The following is an 18,214-nucleotide window of genomic DNA, read 5'->3' as shown; positions in this document are numbered from 1 at the left end:
CAATCTCAAATCTCAAATCTCAAAGCGAAAGCTCTAAAGCGACACTCAAACAGCGACAATAAAAACAGACTCTGCCTCAGAAATCTCCCTCTCTTTTGCCTCAAGTCCCCCATAAACCTCTTGTTTGGATGTTATTTCTAGCCCCCAGTACCCCCTCTGAACTCAATCTAAAATCTAAAATTTAAAATCGATTGTTCGATCGCCCACTAAAGCCTCTTGGCTCAATCTCAAATCTCAAATCTCAAAGCGGAAGCTCTAAAGCGACACTCAAACAGCGACAATAAAAACAGACTCTGCCTGAGAAATCTTCCTCTCTTCTGCCTCAAGTCCCCCATAAACCTTTTGTTTGGAGGTTATTTCTAGCCCTCAGTACCCCCTCTCAACTCAATCTAAAATCTAAAATCTAAAATTTAAAATCGATTGATCGGAGTGTGATAAAAATCACTGACAGCAGGCAGCCCCTAAATGTAGAAAATGGTGGCGGCCAACAACTAGCTTCAAAACGGGCAGCGGAACCTGTGGCGGTTAAGCTAAAAGAATTGCGGTTCCGTTCAAAACAAATTGGAGTCATCGCTCGTGCGTATTAAGGAGGCTAATTGATGGTGTACGCAGAAAATTGGTCGCAGCCGTCTATCTTGGAGCTAGCGCGATCGGGCAACTTTCAAGCCCTGAATTACTGGATTGACAGCTTGCTGCGCCCCGAAGGGATTTATGCCCGCGTCGAACAGGCTCAGGCCGGCTGCGTCCAAATCCTCCTAGAATTCCAGCGCGAATTTGCGCCAGAGACTACATTACTCGGGAGCACTCTCCGGGAAGGCCTAGTCAAATTTATTTGCCACCAACTCTGGAGACTCAACTCGCCAGCAGTAGAAGGAGTGCGAATTCACGCGCGCTTAGCTGGGGATGCAGACATTCTCTGGAAACAGTCAGTACGAATTGTCACTCCGGCAAACCGCCAGCGGCGGCGTTACCGTTCCCTACCGGTCGTGGATTGGGTTAAATTTAAAACGTATCGTTCTCTGCTGCTAGTGGGATCGGCACTTGCATCATTTATTTTAGGGTGTTGGGTCAGCTACCACGAAGCTCTCACCCTGCAGTCAGTATCTCCAGTATCCGGGTACCAGCAAGCTGCGGTAATGTCGGGGCCGCCTCCAAAACGTGCGGATACGGTGCAAGCGGCCTTAGAAGTGGTACCAGTAGTACAGCAAAAGCAAGTTGCTAATCGTTACGACCCAACAGTAACGCTGATGTTCGGAGGAAATGTGAATCTATCGGATGCGCTCGGAGCATCTGCTGCCAACGATCACCAATGGGCTTTCGCCAATATGGACGAGTACCGGCAAGCAGATGTGGCGATGGTTAACTTAGAAAACTCCCTGACTCGCTCTACATTGGGCTCTGCCAAAAAACAATTAAATTTTAAAGCCGATCCAGAATCGGTGAAAGTATTAACAGCCGGAGGAGTGGATATTGTCAATCTGGCAAATAGCCGCGCTATGGATTACGAGGAACCTGGGCTGGTGGAGACTATGAATACTCTAGATAGTAGTGGGATTCAACACCTGGGAGCCGGCAGAGATATTAAACAAGCGAGGCGTCCAGATATTATTGAAGTTAAGGGTCAGCGAATTGCCTACCTCGGTTATTACGATGCCGAGCTTAACGTCGCCGACCAAGGGAAAGCGGGCACTAACCCCCGCCGCAACAATCGCGTGGCCGAGGATATTCGAGCTCTTAGGGGTCAGGTAGACTGGATTATTGTTAATTACCACTGGGGAGTCGAATTGGCAGATTATCCGGGGGACTGGCAGATTGATTTGGCTCGGTTCACGATCGACCAAGGAGCTGATTTGGTAGTGGGACACCATCCCCAAGTATTGCAAGGTGCAGAAATTTACAAGGGCCGTCCGATAGTTTACTCGCTAGGTAATTTTATATTCGGCGGGAATGCTCGCAGGGATTACGATACCGCAGTCCTGAAAGTATCGCTCAAAGACAGGAATATGAAGGTAGAGTTTCTGCCTGTGGAGGTGAAAAAGTTTCAGCCGAAGGTGGTGAAGGGAGCCGCAGCCGATCGCATCCTCAAACGTGTCGAGCAAATTTCTAGTATTTTCGATCGACCGATGCAATCTTCTGTAGTTCTCGATGCCCTAGTCCAGCCAGGAGCGGCATCAAAAACTCCAAATTCTCCATTGCCCGGAGCAGCACAGAGCGGTACATACCAGCCCGGGCGAGGTTCCGGGGGAACCTCCGGTGAAAGCACTCAGCAAGGGCCCGGACAACCCAAGCCTACTTTGATTTTGCCGGCTTTGCCGGCTGCGCCCCAACAGCCGGACAACTCCTCATTTTTCCCGAACGGGACGGGGCCTGCAATTGAATCAAACCCACCTCCGAATCAAAATTTGCCGCCGCGCATCTACCCCACTCAACCTCAAAATCCCAGCCGGGAACCAGAGCCGTTTACAAAAGAGCCATTCATCAAAGAGCCGTTTATTTCGCCCCCTTCTCCCAGTCAAGGAGCAGTGCCGAGTCCCCAAAGCTCTCTTCCCCCCACTCGGGCTGTATCTTTTGAAGTCGCACTCAAAGGGCAGCCGACCTCAGCGATCGTACCAACTACCCGCAGCAACCGCTCCAAACAGCCGATCGCCCTGCCTCCCATAGCTGGGAGCATTGGTTAGCCGGTGAGGGCGGGAGCGAGGATGCAGGGGGAGGATAGGGGTGGTAATGGGTGAACATCAAGATACTAGCGACCAATTATTAACGATCGATTTACTGACAACCAATGATCAATGACCTACTACCGATGACAAATGTGTTTGCGATCGCGCTCAAGCAAAAGCAGTACAAAACCTATATCCTCTCCGACGAAACGGCTAACTCTACTCTAGAAGTTGTGCCGGAACGGGGCGGTATTGCCACTAGCTGGCTGGTTGAAGGCAAAGAAATCTTCTACTGGGACGCGGAACGGTTCGCCAATCCCGATCTAACTGTACGTGGCGGGATTCCCATCCTGTTTCCCATCTGCAGCAATCTCCCCGAGAATACATACACCCACAAGGGAGTCGAGCGTAAGCTCAAACAGCACGGCTTTGCTCGAGACTTGCCTTGGACAATAGGTGAACAAGTTACGGAGGGTTGCGCCGCTCTTACGCTGATTCTCGATAGCTGCGACAAGACGCTGGCTGTTTATCCCTTTGATTTCCAACTAGCCTTCACTTATCAGATTAAAGGCAATTCTTTGGAAATTTTTCAGCGATACACCAATCTGTCTGCCGAACCCATGCCGTTTTCTAGTGGTTTGCACCCCTACTTTTTGGCGACGGACAAATCTAAGCTCCGCTTTGAGATTCCGGGGATGCAGTACAGAGATCAGAACACCCATGAAAAGGGTTACTTCACCGGGGTTTTTGACGAGACGCTGGATGAAATTGATGTTTCCTTTGACGAGCTCACTGGTCTTGCTGCTACTGTCACTGACGCGGCGAGCGGCTTGCGGCTCACCCTCAGTTACAACTCCAGCTATGGGAAGTTGGTTTTCTGGATGGTGAAGGGCAAGGATTTTTACTGTTTGGAACCTTGGACTGCTCCTCGAAATGCCCTCAACACTGGCGAACACTTGATTTATTTGCAGCCGGGAGCGACTTGCGAGATGCTGGTTCGCATGACTGCAAATTTTATTTAAAAAACACTTGCTATTTCAAATGAGGGGTGCTACTATTAGAAATTGTGTGCGGTAACAATGTTTTCGCGGGTCGCTAGCTCAGCGGTAGAGCATTCGGCTTTTAACCGATTGGTCTCGGGTTCAAATCCCGGGCGACCCATAAAAATTTGTGAGTTAAGAATTTTGAGTTTTGAGCTGAATGCTCGGAACTCAAAATTTTGTTTTTTGAACTTTTAAGTAAATCTGGAAAGATAGTGCGCGATCTGTGGCAAATTGTCTTAATATTATCGTAAGAATTGAGCTTGTCCAAAATTCACTGCCAAAAAATCACAAATAATTAGGAGGAATATCTATGGCGCTTGTACCTATGCGATTGCTGCTCGACCACGCGGCTGAAAATGGTTACGGCCTACCGGCTTACAACGTCAACAACATGGAGCAAATCCAAGCGATCATGCGCGCTGCTGACGAAACCAACAGCCCTGTGATTCTGCAAGCTTCTCGCGGCGCTCGCTCCTACGCTGGCGAAAATTTCCTGCGCCACTTGATTTTGGCAGCAGTTGAAACCTATCCTCACATTCCCATTTCCATGCACCAAGACCACGGCAATGCCCCTGGCACTTGCTATTCTGCCATGCGCCAAGGTTTTACCAGCGTGATGATGGACGGTTCTCTGGAAGCGGATGCTAAGACTCCCGCCAGCTACGAGTACAACGTTCAAGTTACTCGCGATGTGGTGAATGTTGCTCATTCGATCGGCGTTAGCGTTGAAGGCGAACTGGGTTGTTTGGGTTCTCTGGAAACAGGGATGGGCGAAGCAGAAGACGGCCACGGCTTTGAAGGTGCGCTTTCTCACGATCAGTTGCTGACAGATCCTGAACAAGCTGTGGATTTCGTTGAGCAAACCGGCGTTGATGCTCTAGCAGTCGCGATCGGCACTTCTCACGGCGCTTACAAGTTCACTCGCAAGCCGACTGGCGAAATTTTGGCAATCAGCCGCATTGAAGAAATTCACCGCCGCTTGCCGAATACTCACTTGGTAATGCACGGTTCTTCTTCTGTGCCCCAAGAATTGCTGGAAATTATCAACAGCAACGGCGGCAAAATCCGCGAAACCTACGGCGTACCTGTGGAAGAAATCCAAAAGGGCATCAAGTGCGGCGTTCGCAAGATCAATATCGATACTGACAACCGTTTGGCGATTACTGCTGCGGTGCGCGAAGCTTTGTTTGCCAAGCCCGATGAGTTTGACCCCCGCCACTTCTTGAAGCCGTCGATCAAGTATATGCAGAAGGTTTGTAGCGATCGCTATAACTCTTTCGGTTGCGCTGGTCACGGTACAAAGATTAAGCAAGTGTCTTTGGACGATTTTGCAGCTAAGTATGCTAAGGGCGAATTGAGCTCTTCTGCTAAGAAGACTGTCGCTGTTTAAGAATTTTAGGTTTTAGATTTTAGATTTGTCTGAAGTCTAAAGTTAGGATTGCCGGGTAGCTTTGAAGTTGCCCGGTTTTTGTTTGTGCGATTTTATGTATTTAGTTACTGGGCGATTGAAATCGCTACTATACAAACTAAGTCTGCCTCCGCAGACTAAAGAATAAACGAGGCATTAAGGTGACAAAGTAGGGCGCACAACACGAATCAGTTTACCTTCTAAAGGTTCTGCGGCGACGATCGCAGTGTGGATTCGGTTAGCCAGCGTTTCCCAATTGCGATCGTTCGTACAGGCAATAATACCAGCATGAAGGGGCTGTATGCGGTGCAGCCGAAAGAAATCTTTACGGTTTTCGGTAAGGACGGCACGTTTTTCGCTACTAGCAAAAGCTAAAACATCGGGATCAGGAATTTTCTGATTCGCTCTGCCTGCTTCTTGGACAGTCAAAACATCGTGTCCTAAAGCTCTCAGTAATTCTACAACAGGATAGGGGTATTGCTCATCGGCATAAAGACGTGCCATCGGCTACAAATCCTCGTCCATCACTTCATCGTTTTCCCGAATTTCTGTTTCAATTTCATCGGAGAAAGCTTCAGCATAGGCCCAAGCGTTAGCAATATCAGTAGCAGAGAGTAATCGATAGCTTGTGAGTAAGTCAGCTTCGCTATAGCCAATACGACGAGCTTCTACAAGTCCCCAAACGGTGATGCGAGTTCCAGCAATGCAAGCACTCCCGCCACAGATATCAGGCGTTTTTTCTATACCGCGCCAAGGAGTGATTTTGCCTTGAGTGAGGAGTTGAACGACTTGAGCTTTTTCGTCGTCAGAGAGTGCCAGGAGTTGAGGCTCTAATTCTTTCAGCGTCATGACAAACAATGGAATTGCGACTACCGATCATTCTATCGAACCGATCGCCCTATTTACCCGATCGCCCATTGCCACTTCTAGTAATTTGGGTGAAGCGCGACAATGTAAGCAATGGTTGTATAAATTACACTATATGGGCGATCGCATATTGCCTCAGTACAGGTGAAATCGTGTAAAAATTTGCTTGTTGTGCTATCAAGCAGCGTCGCGATAGAGATTGCAGCGCATTTAGCAAATCGGAAGCCGGAATTCTGTCATTTTCTAGCAATTTTGCCCGGTTGATGGGCTGGCTTTCTTTCGCTAACAATGAGATTACTTGTTTTTCCAGTTCGGATAGGCGATCGAACTGCTGCTGTAAAACATCTTTCAAATCTTCGGGCAACAATATAATATCATTTGGTAATAGCTCTGTCACGCCTCCTCCCAAGTCTTGAATCAGAGTCGCCACGCTTTTTAACCATAGGGGATTGCCTTGGTAGCGATGAATGAGTGCTTCACTGTTGTCGCTTTCTTCTAACCCATAATCTCTGAGTATTTCCTGTCCGGCTGCGATGTCTAAACCTTTGAGTTGCAAGGTACGAATGGCAGTATTTGGGTTTTTAACTTGAGTCACTTCTCTGGGTTGTTCCCAACCGACTAACATCAAGCAGCTTTGATGGGATAATTTTTCTATTTGTTTGAATAAAGAGCGATATTCTTCGCATTCAGTTTTATATTTTCCAGCCAATTCCCCGCTACAGAAAAGGTTTTGAACGTCATCTAAGATTATTAAACAGCGATGGTTTTGTAAATACTTAATCAGCGGTAAGCGTTTCTGGTTTGTTGGGGATGAATCTTGTTTTTCTGAATTTTAAAAAAGCTGTATTAGGTTAGATTGGAATTTATCTATGGTGGGGAATTCGTCTAGTGTGTGCCAAACTGCGTACTCAAACTCGTCTTTGATTTGTTGTACGAGTTGGACTGCTAAGGTGGTTTTGCCGATACCGCTGATGCCGGTGAGGGTGATGAGGCGACAGCGTTGTTGTAGAATCCATGTGGTGAGGGTTTGGAGTTCGAGGGGGCGATCAAAGAAATCACCCAACTCTGGCATTTCGCTTAAATCTTGATGTAGAGTTTTGGTTTGTTTTGGGTTAGCTGTTTCCTGATTTGGTGGGTGTGAGTTTGGGATATTTGGCGGGTGTCTAGCTTCTCCACAGATGTTAAAACTACCGCTCACTACAACGTCTTGTGCAAAGTTTACAACATTAGAGTTTTGTAACCTCTCTATTGCTGAGCGAACATTCGATTTACTAACATCTTCTCCTAACTCCTGTGAAAGTATCTGCCATAATTCCGATCCGATTTCCCTGATGCGACTTTCAGAACAGTCAAAATCTTTTGCTATTTCTTTGTATGTCTCGCGTTGTAGAGTTCCCCGCAGTACCGCTGCTTGTAAATCGTCAAGGTGCTGACCTGTTTTCTCGAAAACTATGCGATCGGCGACATTTAACATTTCTTTAAGATTCATCTGGCAGGGAGATGCGAGAGTTTTGTGTATTGTAGCTCACAACTGCCAACATTTTCGTACATTTTCGTACATTGTTGTACAAACTTAGATTAAAGTTAAAGTTAAAGCGAGGGAGAAGTGGTGGCAAAATAGAACATTTTTGGGATAGACAAACCTTGAATTTATTAAGGATAATGGAACAAGTATTAAAAGAATAAATTAATTTATGAAGTGGGAAGATTTGGCCAGTAAAGCAGGTGAAGAAGTGGTAGAAAATGTAGTAGAAAAAAATCTGGGAATTAATGGAAATACAGTCAGAACAGTCAAAGCGGTTGCAGAAACTGGTGCTGCGGTAGGCGCGGCTGCGAGTGCTGCTACAGGATTGACTGTAGCAGCAACTTCAGGAGCAGGAATTACTTCTGGTCTAGCTGCGGCAGGTGGTGTGGTTGGTGGTGGTATGGCGGCGGCTCCTGCGGTATTAGCAGCGGGGCCAGCTTATCTGGGGGCAAAAATAATGAATGAAACTTTGTTCAAAGAGCAATCGAACTTGTCTGAGGAAGAGAATGATGCTCGTGCAGCGGCAAGAACAGCTACAAATATTGGGGCTGCTGCTGGTCTAGTTGGTGCTGGTGCTGTAACGGTAGCTGGCGGTGCCTCTGGTGCTGCAATTATGGGCACCCTTGCTGGTATCGGTGGCGTTGTCGGGGGAGGCGCAATTGCTGGTACTGCCATAGTTGCTGCTGCACCTGTTGCTGCGGCGGCTGCTGTTGGATACGGAATATATAAACTGTTTGGAGGTAAAGGGTAAAGATAGTTAGTTCAGTTTGAATTGGTAGGTTGGGTTTCCTGTTGCAACCCAACCTTCATCAGCGTTTAGTCTGGCTTTAGTATTTCCTCGCACCTCGCAGCAAATATCAGAAAACTGCCAGCGATTGAAAAGGTAAGCTTGGCTATCTATATGCAGCAAATATTACAGCGTTGGGTTATAGATTCTGTTTCGTAGCTTTGGAGTATACGGATGTTTGGTTGGCTATCTGAACTATTTAATTGGTTTTTCAGACTATGGAATCGGTTGGATGATAAAACGAAAGGTAAAATTATAGAGGAAGTTGTCAAGTCATTTGAAAAGCTGCTTCGTGCTTTTTATGGTTCGTGGAAAAATCGGCATACCAAGTGAGAATAAGTGATGAGTAATTTTAAGGAACTTATGGATGAGATTGAACAATTACCTACTCAATCAGTGATGAGTAATTTTAAGGAATTTATGGATGAGATTAAGCAATCACCTACTCAGTCACTGCCAGAATCTGATTTAACTCTCCCATCCCTTCAAATGGCTTTAACAGCAGGAACTTTCCTTATGTTGACGCCCTTCTCATTTTCAAATAATGAAAAGCAAAAATTCTCAGAAGAGGTGTCGAATTTAATCCAGAATCAATTTTTTTTATCTGACTTCAGCAATCAAATTGGTGAACCTTTGGAGCAGGAATCTGAAGATGACTTCGTGAAACGCGGTAGCAATAGGTTAAGAGAGATGCTTTATGATAGATTTGGCATCAAAGGTTGAATGGATATAATGTTCAGGTCTGTCGAAGTAGTCGCAGCATAACTTAGTGCGATCACAGCTCTTGTAGGTTGAGTTGAAGCTTGTGTTCACCTACCTCTTTTTCCAGTTACAATTTTATCCCTTTGCAGCATTTCAAAGTGCGCTGATTGCACGGATAGTGATCGCACATAATCATCATCCCTAATTTGCGATCGACCTCCGGCATCAATTCTCCACAAAGCATCCGGCTGAAATTCGTTATCTGCGTTCAAGCGCACAGTAGCATGGTCGCCCCATTCCACCCAGCCAACCTCTAATTTGATTGTGTGGTTCGCCGTGACTTCTGAATCTTACGGATAATGCCACATAAAATATTTTTCAATCTATTCAGTTAGCGATAAAAATTCAAGTAAACATAGCATCGCGGAGGCGAGTTTTGCCGCACTAAACTCGCTCCTAATATCAAATTTTAACTAAATCCGCCCCTTAAACCTTCTGCTTCTTCCTTCGCGTCTTTCGCGTCTTCGCGGTTCATTTCTAACGCAAATACTCAATCCAAGCCGGCAAAACCTCCGGCGAACCGTACCACTTCCCCGGAGAACGAGGCGAATGCCAAACCCCCTCCAACACCAAATTTTCTGCCCCGTCCAAAACAGCAGCTTCCACCGGCGTAATTCCATCTCCCCAAGTTTCGCCCTTCCCCACAGTCAACTCGTAACTTTTATAAGCCAGCCAAGTTCCAAAACCGCGCTTGCCAAAAACAGCCTTCCCAGCAGCGCACACGTAGCGCACCTGCGGGTGAAAAGCCCCCGGATAGTGAATTTTGACAAAATCTAGATTTTTGCGCGTCCAGCGCTCTTGAGAGACGTGCGGCGTGCCTAAAGTGATTAAAGTATTCACATAAGGGTGAGCTTCCCACAAACCCGCGTCCTCAAGCACGTCGCCGTGAATCGTGTAAGGCTTTTCGCCCAAATAGATGCGAGAAATCCAGCCGCCAGCGGAATGACCGACGAGATTGATCTGGGGAACGCCGTATTGCTGTAACATTTGTTTGACTGTGCGATCGAGCTGTCGCAAAATTGGCACCATCGACCGCCCGCCAAAAGTTGGCAACCAATCTCCCTTGCCCAGAGGAACTGTTACTGTTGGGAAACCTCGATCGACCAGAGACTTTTCTAATTCGCGATAGTCGGAAGCAGCAGCAAAATATCCTGGTAAAATCACGGTTGGTAATGGCATTGTCAATTTTAAATTTTAGATTTTAGATTTTAGATTTTGCGGCCGGAGTGCTACGATCGGTTTTTCAAGTTCAAAGACGCTTGCCGAAGCATCCTTTGGATTGCTAACATCTGCCGCTCGTTAAACCTTTTGCTTAGGGAATATCTACTTCTATGGCTCGCGAGCCGATTCAAACATGGTATTTTACCCTAGTTGTCGTTCACTTAGAAGACCGTTTTCTACTTGTACAAGAGCGCAAGTACGAGCAGCAGTGGTATCTCCCAGCAGGGCGAGTGGAAAAAGGGGAGACTTTGCTCGAAGCTGCTATGCGTAATACCCTTGAGGAAGCAGGCATTTCCATCATCGTTGAGGGAATTCTCCGGGTAGAACACACAGTGATGCCTAAAGGCAATGTGCGCCTCCGAGTCATTTTTGTGGCTCGTCCCCAAGATAAGACGCCGCCTAAGAGTAAGCCGGATGAGCATACTTTGTGCGCGGGCTGGTATTCTCTCAAGGAATTAGACCAGTTGTCTCTACGGGGAGAGGAAGTTCGAGAAATGTTTCAATATATGGCAAGCGGCGCTCCAATTTACCCCATCGACTTGCTCACCATCGAGGGAGCTCCTTTTAAAAATTACCGCTATCGCTGGTGAATCAAGGGGCTTTTGAGATTGCCGCCACAGCCTCCGCGTACAACGCGCACCAACTCGATCAGTTTTGAGTTTTTTGATCTCGTAACCGAATTGGAAACGCCGATCAATCCGTTGGCTTGATCGTGTGTAATGAAATAATTAGGCCCCTGAACCCGAAAAAAGACGGTATAGCAACGGCGCAGTCTGTTTTTTCCATCGCCCCAGTCCGGCCCGTCTGAGGCCCGGCTCACCATTCTCAACAATATCTGATAAACCGCGTATAGGATTCGGCCAAAGGGATTAGGCAAGAAAAACAATGGTTTGAGCAATTAACAACGTCTTCACCCTATTAGGGGCTGCTATACAAGCGTGGAACCAGGCAAAAAACCGGGTTTCTAGGCTTGAGTGCTTGATGTGAGGGTCGCGAAATCTCAATAAAAGTCGATCGGGCAATTTCGATACCGACCGTGCTAAAATTATACCTTTGAATTCTCCAACAGCAACTTTTAAAATCACTCAAAAAAAATATCAATTAATAACTATTAACTTCCAATTCCCAATTATCAATTCTCAATTACCAATTACCAATTCCCCATTCCCCATAGTCATGACTGACTCTTCCTCCCTAGCCAACACCCTTTCCGAACCGCTGCGCCAGCCTTTTTGGTGGGCAGCCCTAGCTTCTGTCAGCCTTCACGGAGTGCTCGGAGTAAGTGCCCCAACGCTCTCAAGCATACTTTATGGTGGAAATTCCTCAAACAATATTCCCGGTTCTGTCGGCTTGGTAGAACTAACTCCCGCAGAAGCCGGTCGCCTGCCACAAACCATACCACCGCGCGCGTCTAATACGCGATTTACGCCATTTTCGATCGCACCAGTTCCCCTTCGACCCGGGCCAAAGTTAGCCCCGCCCTTGCCCCCCGCACCGGATACCATCAACTTGCCCGCCATGCCGCCGGGAATGCCGCCTCCTGGATTCTTTTCCCCTCTGCCTTATCCCTCTCTCCCGCCGTTAACGGCCCCAACAGCCCCGCCACCTCCCAAAACTCCATCCCCAACAGTCAGAGCCCCCTCCCAGCCAATACCCACTTTCGTCCCACCCGTACCTCCCAGCGGTTTCCTTTTCCCACCCTTACCTGGTAATTTTGATCGCAATATCCCGCCACCACCATCGCTGCCAGAAGCGCCCCAGCTTCCCGGCGGCGGCTCGGAAGATGAAGCAGAGGCGCTCAAAAAGATCATAGCCAATAGAGGCGGACTTCCACTATTTCCCGACGGAGCTCCAGTCTTTACCCCGGAATTCCCAATTGCCGGCAGGAATGTGGGACCCGATGGAGTACCAAAATTGACTCAAAAAGATCCCAATAAAAGAAATCTCATCGCAGAAACTCAGTCCGGCCAACCGGGTTCAAACTTACCCACCGACAAAGAGGCACTACTTGCGGCTGCACAGACCTATGTTGCTTTGTTTGAGAAATTCAAAAAGGCTTATCCTGACTTGGAAATGACGAACCCGACTCCTGTGAACGTCCCTTATCCCGTAACAGCTTGTTCGCAAAAACTCCAAGGAAGAGCAGTTTTTGGAGCAGTTGTCAGCCCTCAAGGCTTGCTCAAGGCAGAGCCACAGTCGATCGTCCCCACGGGTTACGGTATTCTCGATAATGCGGCTAAAATTGCGATTATTAGCCCTTCTCTAACATTTGAAGCAGCCAGCACGCACAAGCTTTACCAACTGGCTATCGATTTTAAGTACGACGAAAAAGTTTGCAGTGGCATTCCTGTCACCCCAACCAGGCCCAACCCACCAGGCCAGCAGCAGCCAGCGCCCGCCCCGACAGCCCCCAGCAGACCAACAGGCCAGCCGCCATCTCCAGCGCCTACAGAAGTCAAGCCGCAGTTTGAGAAGCCGCCGGCCCCGTCGAACAAACCGCAGCCAGGGGCCCAACCGTCGCCGTCGGCACCCAAGCCTGCAGCTAAACCGTCGCCCTCGCCTGAACAAAAACCAGCCGCCGAACAGTCGCCTTCTCCTCAACCGCAACCCGCCGAAGAGTCCCCGCAGCCGGAAGCAGCGCCATCTCCTGCAGCCGAAGAGTCCCCGCAGCCGGAAGCAGCGCCATCTCCTGCAGCCGAAGAGTCCCCGCAGCCCGAAGCTGCACCATCTCCTGCCCCGGAAGTGTCGCCGTCGCCGGAAGCTGCGCCATCTCCTGCAGCCGAAGTGTCGCCATCTCCTGCCCCGGAAGTGTCGCCCTCGCCGGAAGCAGCGCCATCTCCTGCAGCTACCGAAAATTAATTGGGCATCGGTAATTGGCAATCCGGTAGGGGAATGGGTAATATCCAATCTGCTTGCTTGACTATTGTGAGTTAGTAGTTAGTAGCGTGCGTCAGCTTGAATATGTGTTGCTTCTCAAACTAATTTCTCCTTGCTGACGCACCCTACTTTATCCACTAAGAATGAAGGTGTTTTTCGTCCCCCCGACCAGGCTTTGGACGATTGAAGTTGTGACTGCAAAGCTAATTACCTATTCCCATTAACCTCTCAATTGTATTGAACTTTATACATTTGAAATAAGTCGCCGCTTTGCTTTTTTACTACCTTAGCGCCCGCAGCTTTAATCATTTTTTCCCAATCTTCAATTGTCTCTAAAAATACTTCGCCGGCTCGATAAGTTTCCAAAATTGCCCAATCTTCTGCTAGAGGAGCATCGGGGTTGAGGACATCAAAAACAAAATGACCGCCCGGTTTTAGTACCCGCTTTACTTCTCCCATCACAATACTCCAATAGTCTATGGGATAGTAACAGCTAAAGCCTGTAGCGAGGCATAAATCGAACTGAGCCTCCTCGTAATTTAACTGGTGGGCGGGAGCCCATTCTACGCCTTTGAACAGCTTAGAATTGAGCTGAGGGCCGCGAGCGTTTAAGGCGTCTCGCGCTGCGCTGCTGATTTCTTGACCGTAAAAATATGCCTCCCAATCCCGCCAAGGGTAGATCAGAAAGCTGACTCCGCAGCCAATGTCTAAACAGCGCTGATTTTTTTGAGGTTTGGCAATTTTCCAGAAGGGAGAAACTGTTTTTTCTTGGAGAGTTCCTGCAACAGATTCTAGGAAAATCGGCATTGCTTCGACTTCTTCGGGTAGGGCGAAAGCTTCTCCCCGGTATTCGCGATCGAATCGAGAAGCGACTTGCGACAGTAAAACTTGCCAGCTATCTGATTTTCCTTTAGCAAACCAAGTCTGCTCCTGACCCGCTACTGGGCGATCGGACTTTTTAGACATTCTTGAATTACCTTTTAGAAGCTTTGAGAGCTTTTGTAAAGTTTTGGCGGTAAGGCTTATTAAAAATTAATGCGGGCCAGAGCAGCGAGAGCTTCAGGCGATTTGTAAAACTTCTGTCGAAGTTAGTGCGATCGAAACCATTCCAAAATTTCCAAATACCGCCACCGTAAGCGATCAGCAATGCCAAGCTAATTAACGTACTCATTTAAAAAACCCCTAAGCAATGGATAGGATTTTGGGTCAGCTAGTCAAAGCGCTACCCTTAATCTATCATTTATCAGACGCCAAGGCGCAGTGATAGCTGTAGTAATTCCACCTTCAGAAAGAGACTTCAAAATCCCCGCTTGCCACAAACTTAAAAATAACACCCCCGAAATAGCTTTCACCGAGCAAGCAAGAAGGCACTTCTGTCAAAAGTCGAGCATTCTGAGGACTTATACGATTGAAGAATTAAAGAATTGGGAATGACTGATGACAGAAGGGTTTCGAGCACGGGCCTACAGTTGCATTCTTTTTTTGAACTGGTATTACCCAACATCCCCTACAAATCCGAGCTCGACCGGGGGATTGGTGCGATGCTGCAAGTTCTAATTCGGTTGAAATCGGTTGCTGTTGGGGGACGGCCTGGCCAAACGGGATTTACCAGACGTGTCACTACTCGAAGATATTTAAGTAAGAACTGATTGCTGGTGGCCGACGAATTACAGCAGGCAAACTTTTTCTAGCGGACAATAGCGGTAGAGAGCTTTCTAAGCAAGGAGGATTTTATGCGTGCAGTGCTGATGGCTGGGGGATCGGGAACGAGGCTCAGACCCCTGACGTGCGATTTGCCCAAACCGATGGTGCCGATTCTTAATCGCCCGATCGCAGAACACATTATTAATTTGCTAAAAAGGCATCAGATTACGGAAATTATTGCGACGCTGCACTACCTTCCCGATGTCATGCGCGAATATTTTACTGACGGGACAGAGTTTGGCGTTCAAATGACTTACGCTGTGGAGGAAGACCAACCGCTGGGTACGGCTGGTTGCGTCAAAAATATTGCTGAACTGCTCGATCGCACTTTTCTGGTCATCAGCGGCGACAGCATCACAGATTTCGACTTAACCGCAGCGATCAAATTTCACCGCACTCAGCAATCCAAAGCCACGTTAATTTTAACTCGCGTTCCCAACCCGATGGAATTCGGGGTCGTGATTACCGAGGAAAATTACCGCATCAGCCGCTTTCTGGAAAAGCCTTCTAGCAGCGAAATTTTCTCCGATACTATCAATACCGGCATTTATATTTTAGAACCCGAAGTCTTGGATTACCTGCCGGTAAATCAGGAGTGCGACTTCTCGAAAGACTTGTTTCCCCTGCTACTGGAAAAAAATGAGCCGATGTACGGCTACATCGCCGAGGGTTACTGGTGCGATGTCGGCCAGCTAGATGTTTACCGGGAATCTCAGTACGACGCGCTGCGGGGAAAGGTCAAACTGGATTTGAGCTACTACAACGAAGTTCGATCGGGAATTTGGGTAGGTCAGAATACTTTTATTGACGATAGCGCGATCATCGAAGTACCGGCCATGATCGGCAACAATTGCCGAATTGGAGCCCGAGTTAAAATCGATGCCGGTACAGTGATCGGAGATAACGTGACAGTCGGGGCCGACGCCAACCTCAAACGTCCCATCGTCTGGAACGGAGCAATTGTCGGTGAAGACGCTCATCTTAGGGCCTGCGTGATTTGCCGGAGTACCCGCGTAGACAGGCGCGCTCACGTCCTCGAAGGTGCTGTCGTCGGTTCAATGTCCATCGTGGGAGAAGAAGCACAAGTGGGGCCAAGTGTGCGCGTCTGGCCGAGCAAAAATATTGAATCCGGCGCTCTGTTAAATCAAAATTTAATTTGGGGAGAACAAGCTAAGCGGAATTTGTTCGGTCAGCGTGGCGTTCAAGGACTGGCAAATGTGGATGTTACCCCGGAATTTGCGGTGAAATTGGGCGCGGCTTACGGCTCGACTTTGAAACCCGGGACTTCGGTATCGGTTTCTCGCGACCAGCGGAGCATTTCGCGGATGGTTTCGAGGTCTTTGATTGCGGGTTTGATGTCGGTGGGAATTAATGTGATCAATTTGGAATCGACGGCAATTCCGATCGCGCGCACGGTTTCGTCTACGATATCAATCGCCGGCGGCATTCATGTTCGCATTTCGCCCGATCGCTCCGACCACATTTTAATTGAATTCTTCGATATCAAAGGCATCAATATTACTAAAGGAGCTGAGAAAAAAATCGAGGGAGCTTATTTTAAGGAAGATTTGCGGCGAGCTCTAATTCCCGAAATTGGAGAGATGACGTACTTTAACCAAGCTCTCGATGTTTACAACCGCATTTTTGAGCGCCAGATGAATGTTGAGGCAATACGCTACAGCAATACTAAGGTGGTAATCGATTACGTTTACGCGGTTTCTGGAGCAATTTTGCCCCAAATGCTTGCCAAGTTCGGTTGCGATGCGGTGGTACTCAATGCCAGTCTCAAGCAGACTTCTCTCAGCAACGGGGAACGGGAATATTTGCTTGACCAACTCGGCCGGGTGGTTAAAGCACTCAGCGCTAATTTTGGAGTGCAGGTATCGGCTAACGGCGAACAGCTCATTTTGGTAGATGAGTCTGGGATTGCGATTCGTGGGGAAATGCTGACGGCGTTGATGGTAAATTTGATGCTGACTTCTCATCCCAAAGGTACAGTAGTAGTGCCGGTGCACGCGTCTTCTGCGGTGGAGGCGATCGCCCGACGCTATCAAAGCCAGGTAATCCGCACGAAGGCGAACCCAACTGCTTTGATGGAAGCCGCTAACAGGAACCCGAATGTGGTTTTGGGCGGCAGCGGCCTTATGGGTTTTATTTTCCCGCAGTTGCATCCCGGATTTGACGGAATGTTCTGCATTGCTAAAGTGATAGAAATGATGACGATTCAGGAGCGATCGCTCGGACAGATCAAGGCGGAACTTCCCCGCATCACCCACCGCAGTTACAGCGTCCGCTGTCCTTGGACTATCAAGGGTTCGCTGATGCGACATTTAGTAGAAACTCATTCGCCCGATCGTCTAGAATTATTAGATGGAGTGAAGATTTTTAACTACAGCGACGACAATTGGGTATTAGTTTTACCCGATGCTAGTGAACCGACCGTTCATATCTTCGCCAACAGTGAGGATCGAGATTGGGTATCTGAAACGTTGAAGGAGTACCGTGCCCTCGTTCACGATTTTGTCAGTCAAGCCGAGGCGGCGGTTCTCCAAGATAAATTTGGTAACGTGTAATGCGTAATCGGTGACAACTAATAGCGAATAGCCCAGAAAAATCAGTAATCACCAATTACAAATTTGCAATTGGCAATTCCCAAAAGCAAGACGCACAAGTCATCGGTACACGGATAGCTATTTTTTCCTTCTTCCTTCTTCTTTCTTCCTTCAACATCCAATTCCCAATTACGCACAGATAACAGATGAATAGCTGCATTTTGATGGCGGAAATAATTCAACAACCGCAACTCCGTTATACTCCTGACAATCAACTTCAAATCGCTGAGATGTTGGTGCAGTTTCCCGGCCCAAAACCAGAAGATCCGCCCGAACATTTGAAAGTGATAGGATGGGGAAATTTTGCTCAAGAAATTCACGAGAAATATCACGAGGGCGATCGCGTGATTATTGAGGGGCGGTTGAGCATGAATACGATCGAAAGAGATGGTATTAAAGAAAAGCGCGCTGAACTGACAGCTCAAAGGATTTACAGTGTCGGCGCCGATGCAATGAGTTCGGCTCCCCCAACTAGAACCGCCCCGGAACCTGCTCAAATTCGCGACAGTGCCCCGGCTAATGTGCCGAGCAATGTAGTTCCTTTAGGCTCGCGGAACCGCAGTTCTAACACCGCTCCAGGTGGCGCTAACCGCACGTCTAGTTCGGATTGGAACTCGCATCAGTCTTCTAATTCTGAGTCCGATCGCCCGTCGGGTTCGTCTAACGAACCGGAAAATCCCGATTACGATCCGATTCCGTTTTAAAAATTAGGGTGCATCACTTTACGAGCGATCGCAAAACTTCGCCG

General features: G+C 48.1%; 16 protein-coding genes, 1 tRNA gene and 1 pseudogene. 11 read left to right on the top strand and 7 right to left on the bottom strand.

Translation table 11 applies throughout. From position 1 onward, the window contains the following. Window positions 1-431: 431 nt before the first annotated feature. From QUA77_RS05695 to fba, 5 genes are all read left to right on the top strand, one after another. Window positions 432-587, top strand: coding sequence for a hypothetical protein (locus QUA77_RS05695; RefSeq protein ID WP_158307982.1), 156 nt, complete (start codon window positions 432-434; stop codon window positions 585-587). Between the two features lie 12 nt (window positions 588-599). Beyond that, the gene (locus QUA77_RS05690) at window positions 600-2,678 is read left to right on the top strand and encodes a CapA family protein (RefSeq protein ID WP_333449519.1); all 2,079 of its coding nucleotides are present in this window, start codon (window positions 600-602) and stop codon (window positions 2,676-2,678) included. A gap of 134 nt (window positions 2,679-2,812) precedes the next feature. After that, window positions 2,813-3,682, top strand: coding sequence for an aldose epimerase family protein (locus QUA77_RS05685; protein ID WP_445242191.1), 870 nt, complete (start codon window positions 2,813-2,815; stop codon window positions 3,680-3,682). Window positions 3,683-3,749: 67 nt separating this feature from the next. Continuing rightward, window positions 3,750-3,821, top strand: a tRNA-Lys gene (locus QUA77_RS05680). Window positions 3,822-4,013: 192 nt separating this feature from the next. After that, entirely contained in the window at window positions 4,014-5,093 is a 1,080-nt protein-coding gene (fba, locus tag QUA77_RS05675; RefSeq protein WP_006633469.1) for a class II fructose-bisphosphate aldolase, read from the top strand. A gap of 174 nt (window positions 5,094-5,267) precedes the next feature. Here fba and QUA77_RS05670 read toward each other — a convergent pair whose 3' ends face one another. The 3 genes and pseudogenes from QUA77_RS05670 to QUA77_RS05660 all read right to left on the bottom strand — a co-directional run bounded on the left by QUA77_RS05670 (window position 5,268) and on the right by QUA77_RS05660 (window position 7,467). Further along, entirely contained in the window at window positions 5,268-5,615 is a 348-nt protein-coding gene (locus QUA77_RS05670) for a DUF5615 family PIN-like protein (RefSeq protein WP_333449518.1), read from the bottom strand. 3 nt (window positions 5,616-5,618) lie between these two features. Continuing rightward, on the bottom strand, window positions 5,619-5,960 hold the full coding sequence (locus QUA77_RS05665) for a DUF433 domain-containing protein (protein WP_333449517.1): 342 nt from the start codon (window positions 5,958-5,960) through the stop codon (window positions 5,619-5,621). A 124-nt stretch (window positions 5,961-6,084) separates the two neighbouring features. Next, window positions 6,085-7,467 (bottom strand): annotated as a pseudogene (locus QUA77_RS05660) (NB-ARC domain-containing protein). Between the two features lie 205 nt (window positions 7,468-7,672). On the opposite strand from QUA77_RS05660, the gene QUA77_RS05655 reads away from it, so the two are divergent. Next, on the top strand, window positions 7,673-8,254 hold the full coding sequence (locus QUA77_RS05655) for an RNA polymerase subunit sigma-24 (RefSeq protein WP_333449516.1): 582 nt from the start codon (window positions 7,673-7,675) through the stop codon (window positions 8,252-8,254). Between the two features lie 378 nt (window positions 8,255-8,632). Beyond that, window positions 8,633-9,013: a hypothetical protein gene (locus QUA77_RS05650; RefSeq protein ID WP_333449515.1), complete on the top strand. Its 381-nt coding sequence runs from the start codon at window positions 8,633-8,635 to the stop codon at window positions 9,011-9,013. Window positions 9,014-9,099: 86 nt separating this feature from the next. Here QUA77_RS05650 and QUA77_RS05645 read toward each other — a convergent pair whose 3' ends face one another. Next, window positions 9,100-9,294, bottom strand: a complete 195-nt coding sequence (locus QUA77_RS05645; protein WP_333449514.1) for a hypothetical protein — start codon at window positions 9,292-9,294, stop codon at window positions 9,100-9,102. 235 nt (window positions 9,295-9,529) lie between these two features. Further along, a complete protein-coding gene (locus QUA77_RS05640) occupies window positions 9,530-10,231 on the bottom strand; it encodes an alpha/beta fold hydrolase (RefSeq protein ID WP_333203674.1) in 702 nt (233 codons plus the stop codon). 152 nt (window positions 10,232-10,383) lie between these two features. On the opposite strand from QUA77_RS05640, the gene QUA77_RS05635 reads away from it, so the two are divergent. Together QUA77_RS05635 and QUA77_RS05630 are read left to right on the top strand one after the other, a co-directional pair. Beyond that, window positions 10,384-10,863, top strand: a complete 480-nt coding sequence (locus tag QUA77_RS05635; protein ID WP_333036304.1) for an NUDIX domain-containing protein — start codon at window positions 10,384-10,386, stop codon at window positions 10,861-10,863. A 586-nt stretch (window positions 10,864-11,449) separates the two neighbouring features. Next, window positions 11,450-13,132 (top strand): hypothetical protein, encoded by a 1,683-nt coding sequence (locus QUA77_RS05630; RefSeq protein WP_333449513.1) that lies wholly within the window; start codon window positions 11,450-11,452, stop codon window positions 13,130-13,132. Window positions 13,133-13,378: 246 nt separating this feature from the next. Here the strand turns inward: QUA77_RS05630 and QUA77_RS05625 are convergent, their stop codons facing one another. Next, on the bottom strand, window positions 13,379-14,116 hold the full coding sequence (locus QUA77_RS05625) for a class I SAM-dependent methyltransferase (RefSeq protein WP_333036301.1): 738 nt from the start codon (window positions 14,114-14,116) through the stop codon (window positions 13,379-13,381). Between the two features lie 7 nt (window positions 14,117-14,123). Next, the gene (locus QUA77_RS05620) at window positions 14,124-14,321 is read right to left on the bottom strand and encodes a hypothetical protein (protein ID WP_006633481.1); all 198 of its coding nucleotides are present in this window, start codon (window positions 14,319-14,321) and stop codon (window positions 14,124-14,126) included. A gap of 562 nt (window positions 14,322-14,883) precedes the next feature. Here QUA77_RS05620 and QUA77_RS05615 point away from each other — a divergent pair. Both QUA77_RS05615 and QUA77_RS05610 read left to right on the top strand, forming a co-directional pair. Continuing rightward, window positions 14,884-17,427 (top strand): mannose-1-phosphate guanyltransferase, encoded by a 2,544-nt coding sequence (locus QUA77_RS05615; protein WP_333036299.1) that lies wholly within the window; start codon window positions 14,884-14,886, stop codon window positions 17,425-17,427. A gap of 185 nt (window positions 17,428-17,612) precedes the next feature. Then, window positions 17,613-18,170: a single-stranded DNA-binding protein gene (locus tag QUA77_RS05610; protein ID WP_333036297.1), complete on the top strand. Its 558-nt coding sequence runs from the start codon at window positions 17,613-17,615 to the stop codon at window positions 18,168-18,170. Window positions 18,171-18,214: the final 44 nt, after the last annotated feature.

The organism is Microcoleus sp. K5-D4 (assembly GCF_036704575.1).
GTDB lineage: Bacteria > Cyanobacteriota > Cyanobacteriia > Cyanobacteriales > Microcoleaceae > Microcoleus.
Note: the sequence above shows the minus strand (reverse complement) of the source record. Positions and strands in the feature narration are given on the sequence as shown.

Bases quoted from the DNA above. Each gene is read 5' to 3' on its own strand.
- QUA77_RS05690 (WP_333449519.1), top strand. From the start codon at position 600: ATGGTGTACGCAGAAAATTGGTCGCAGCCGTCTATCTTGGAGCTAGCG.
- fba (WP_006633469.1), top strand. From the start codon at position 4,014: ATGGCGCTTGTACCTATGCGATTGCTGCTCGACCACGCGGCTGAAAAT.
- QUA77_RS05670 (WP_333449518.1), bottom strand. From the start codon at position 5,615: ATGGCACGTCTTTATGCCGATGAGCAATACCCCTATCCTGTTGTAGAA.
- QUA77_RS05665 (WP_333449517.1), bottom strand. From the start codon at position 5,960: ATGACGCTGAAAGAATTAGAGCCTCAACTCCTGGCACTCTCTGACGAC.
- QUA77_RS05655 (WP_333449516.1), top strand. From the start codon at position 7,673: ATGAAGTGGGAAGATTTGGCCAGTAAAGCAGGTGAAGAAGTGGTAGAA.
- QUA77_RS05650 (WP_333449515.1), top strand. From the start codon at position 8,633: ATGAGTAATTTTAAGGAACTTATGGATGAGATTGAACAATTACCTACT.
- QUA77_RS05640 (WP_333203674.1), bottom strand. From the start codon at position 10,231: ATGCCATTACCAACCGTGATTTTACCAGGATATTTTGCTGCTGCTTCC.
- QUA77_RS05635 (WP_333036304.1), top strand. From the start codon at position 10,384: ATGGCTCGCGAGCCGATTCAAACATGGTATTTTACCCTAGTTGTCGTT.
- QUA77_RS05630 (WP_333449513.1), top strand. From the start codon at position 11,450: ATGACTGACTCTTCCTCCCTAGCCAACACCCTTTCCGAACCGCTGCGC.
- QUA77_RS05625 (WP_333036301.1), bottom strand. From the start codon at position 14,116: ATGTCTAAAAAGTCCGATCGCCCAGTAGCGGGTCAGGAGCAGACTTGG.
- QUA77_RS05620 (WP_006633481.1), bottom strand. From the start codon at position 14,321: ATGAGTACGTTAATTAGCTTGGCATTGCTGATCGCTTACGGTGGCGGT.
- QUA77_RS05615 (WP_333036299.1), top strand. From the start codon at position 14,884: ATGCGTGCAGTGCTGATGGCTGGGGGATCGGGAACGAGGCTCAGACCC.
- QUA77_RS05610 (WP_333036297.1), top strand. From the start codon at position 17,613: ATGAATAGCTGCATTTTGATGGCGGAAATAATTCAACAACCGCAACTC.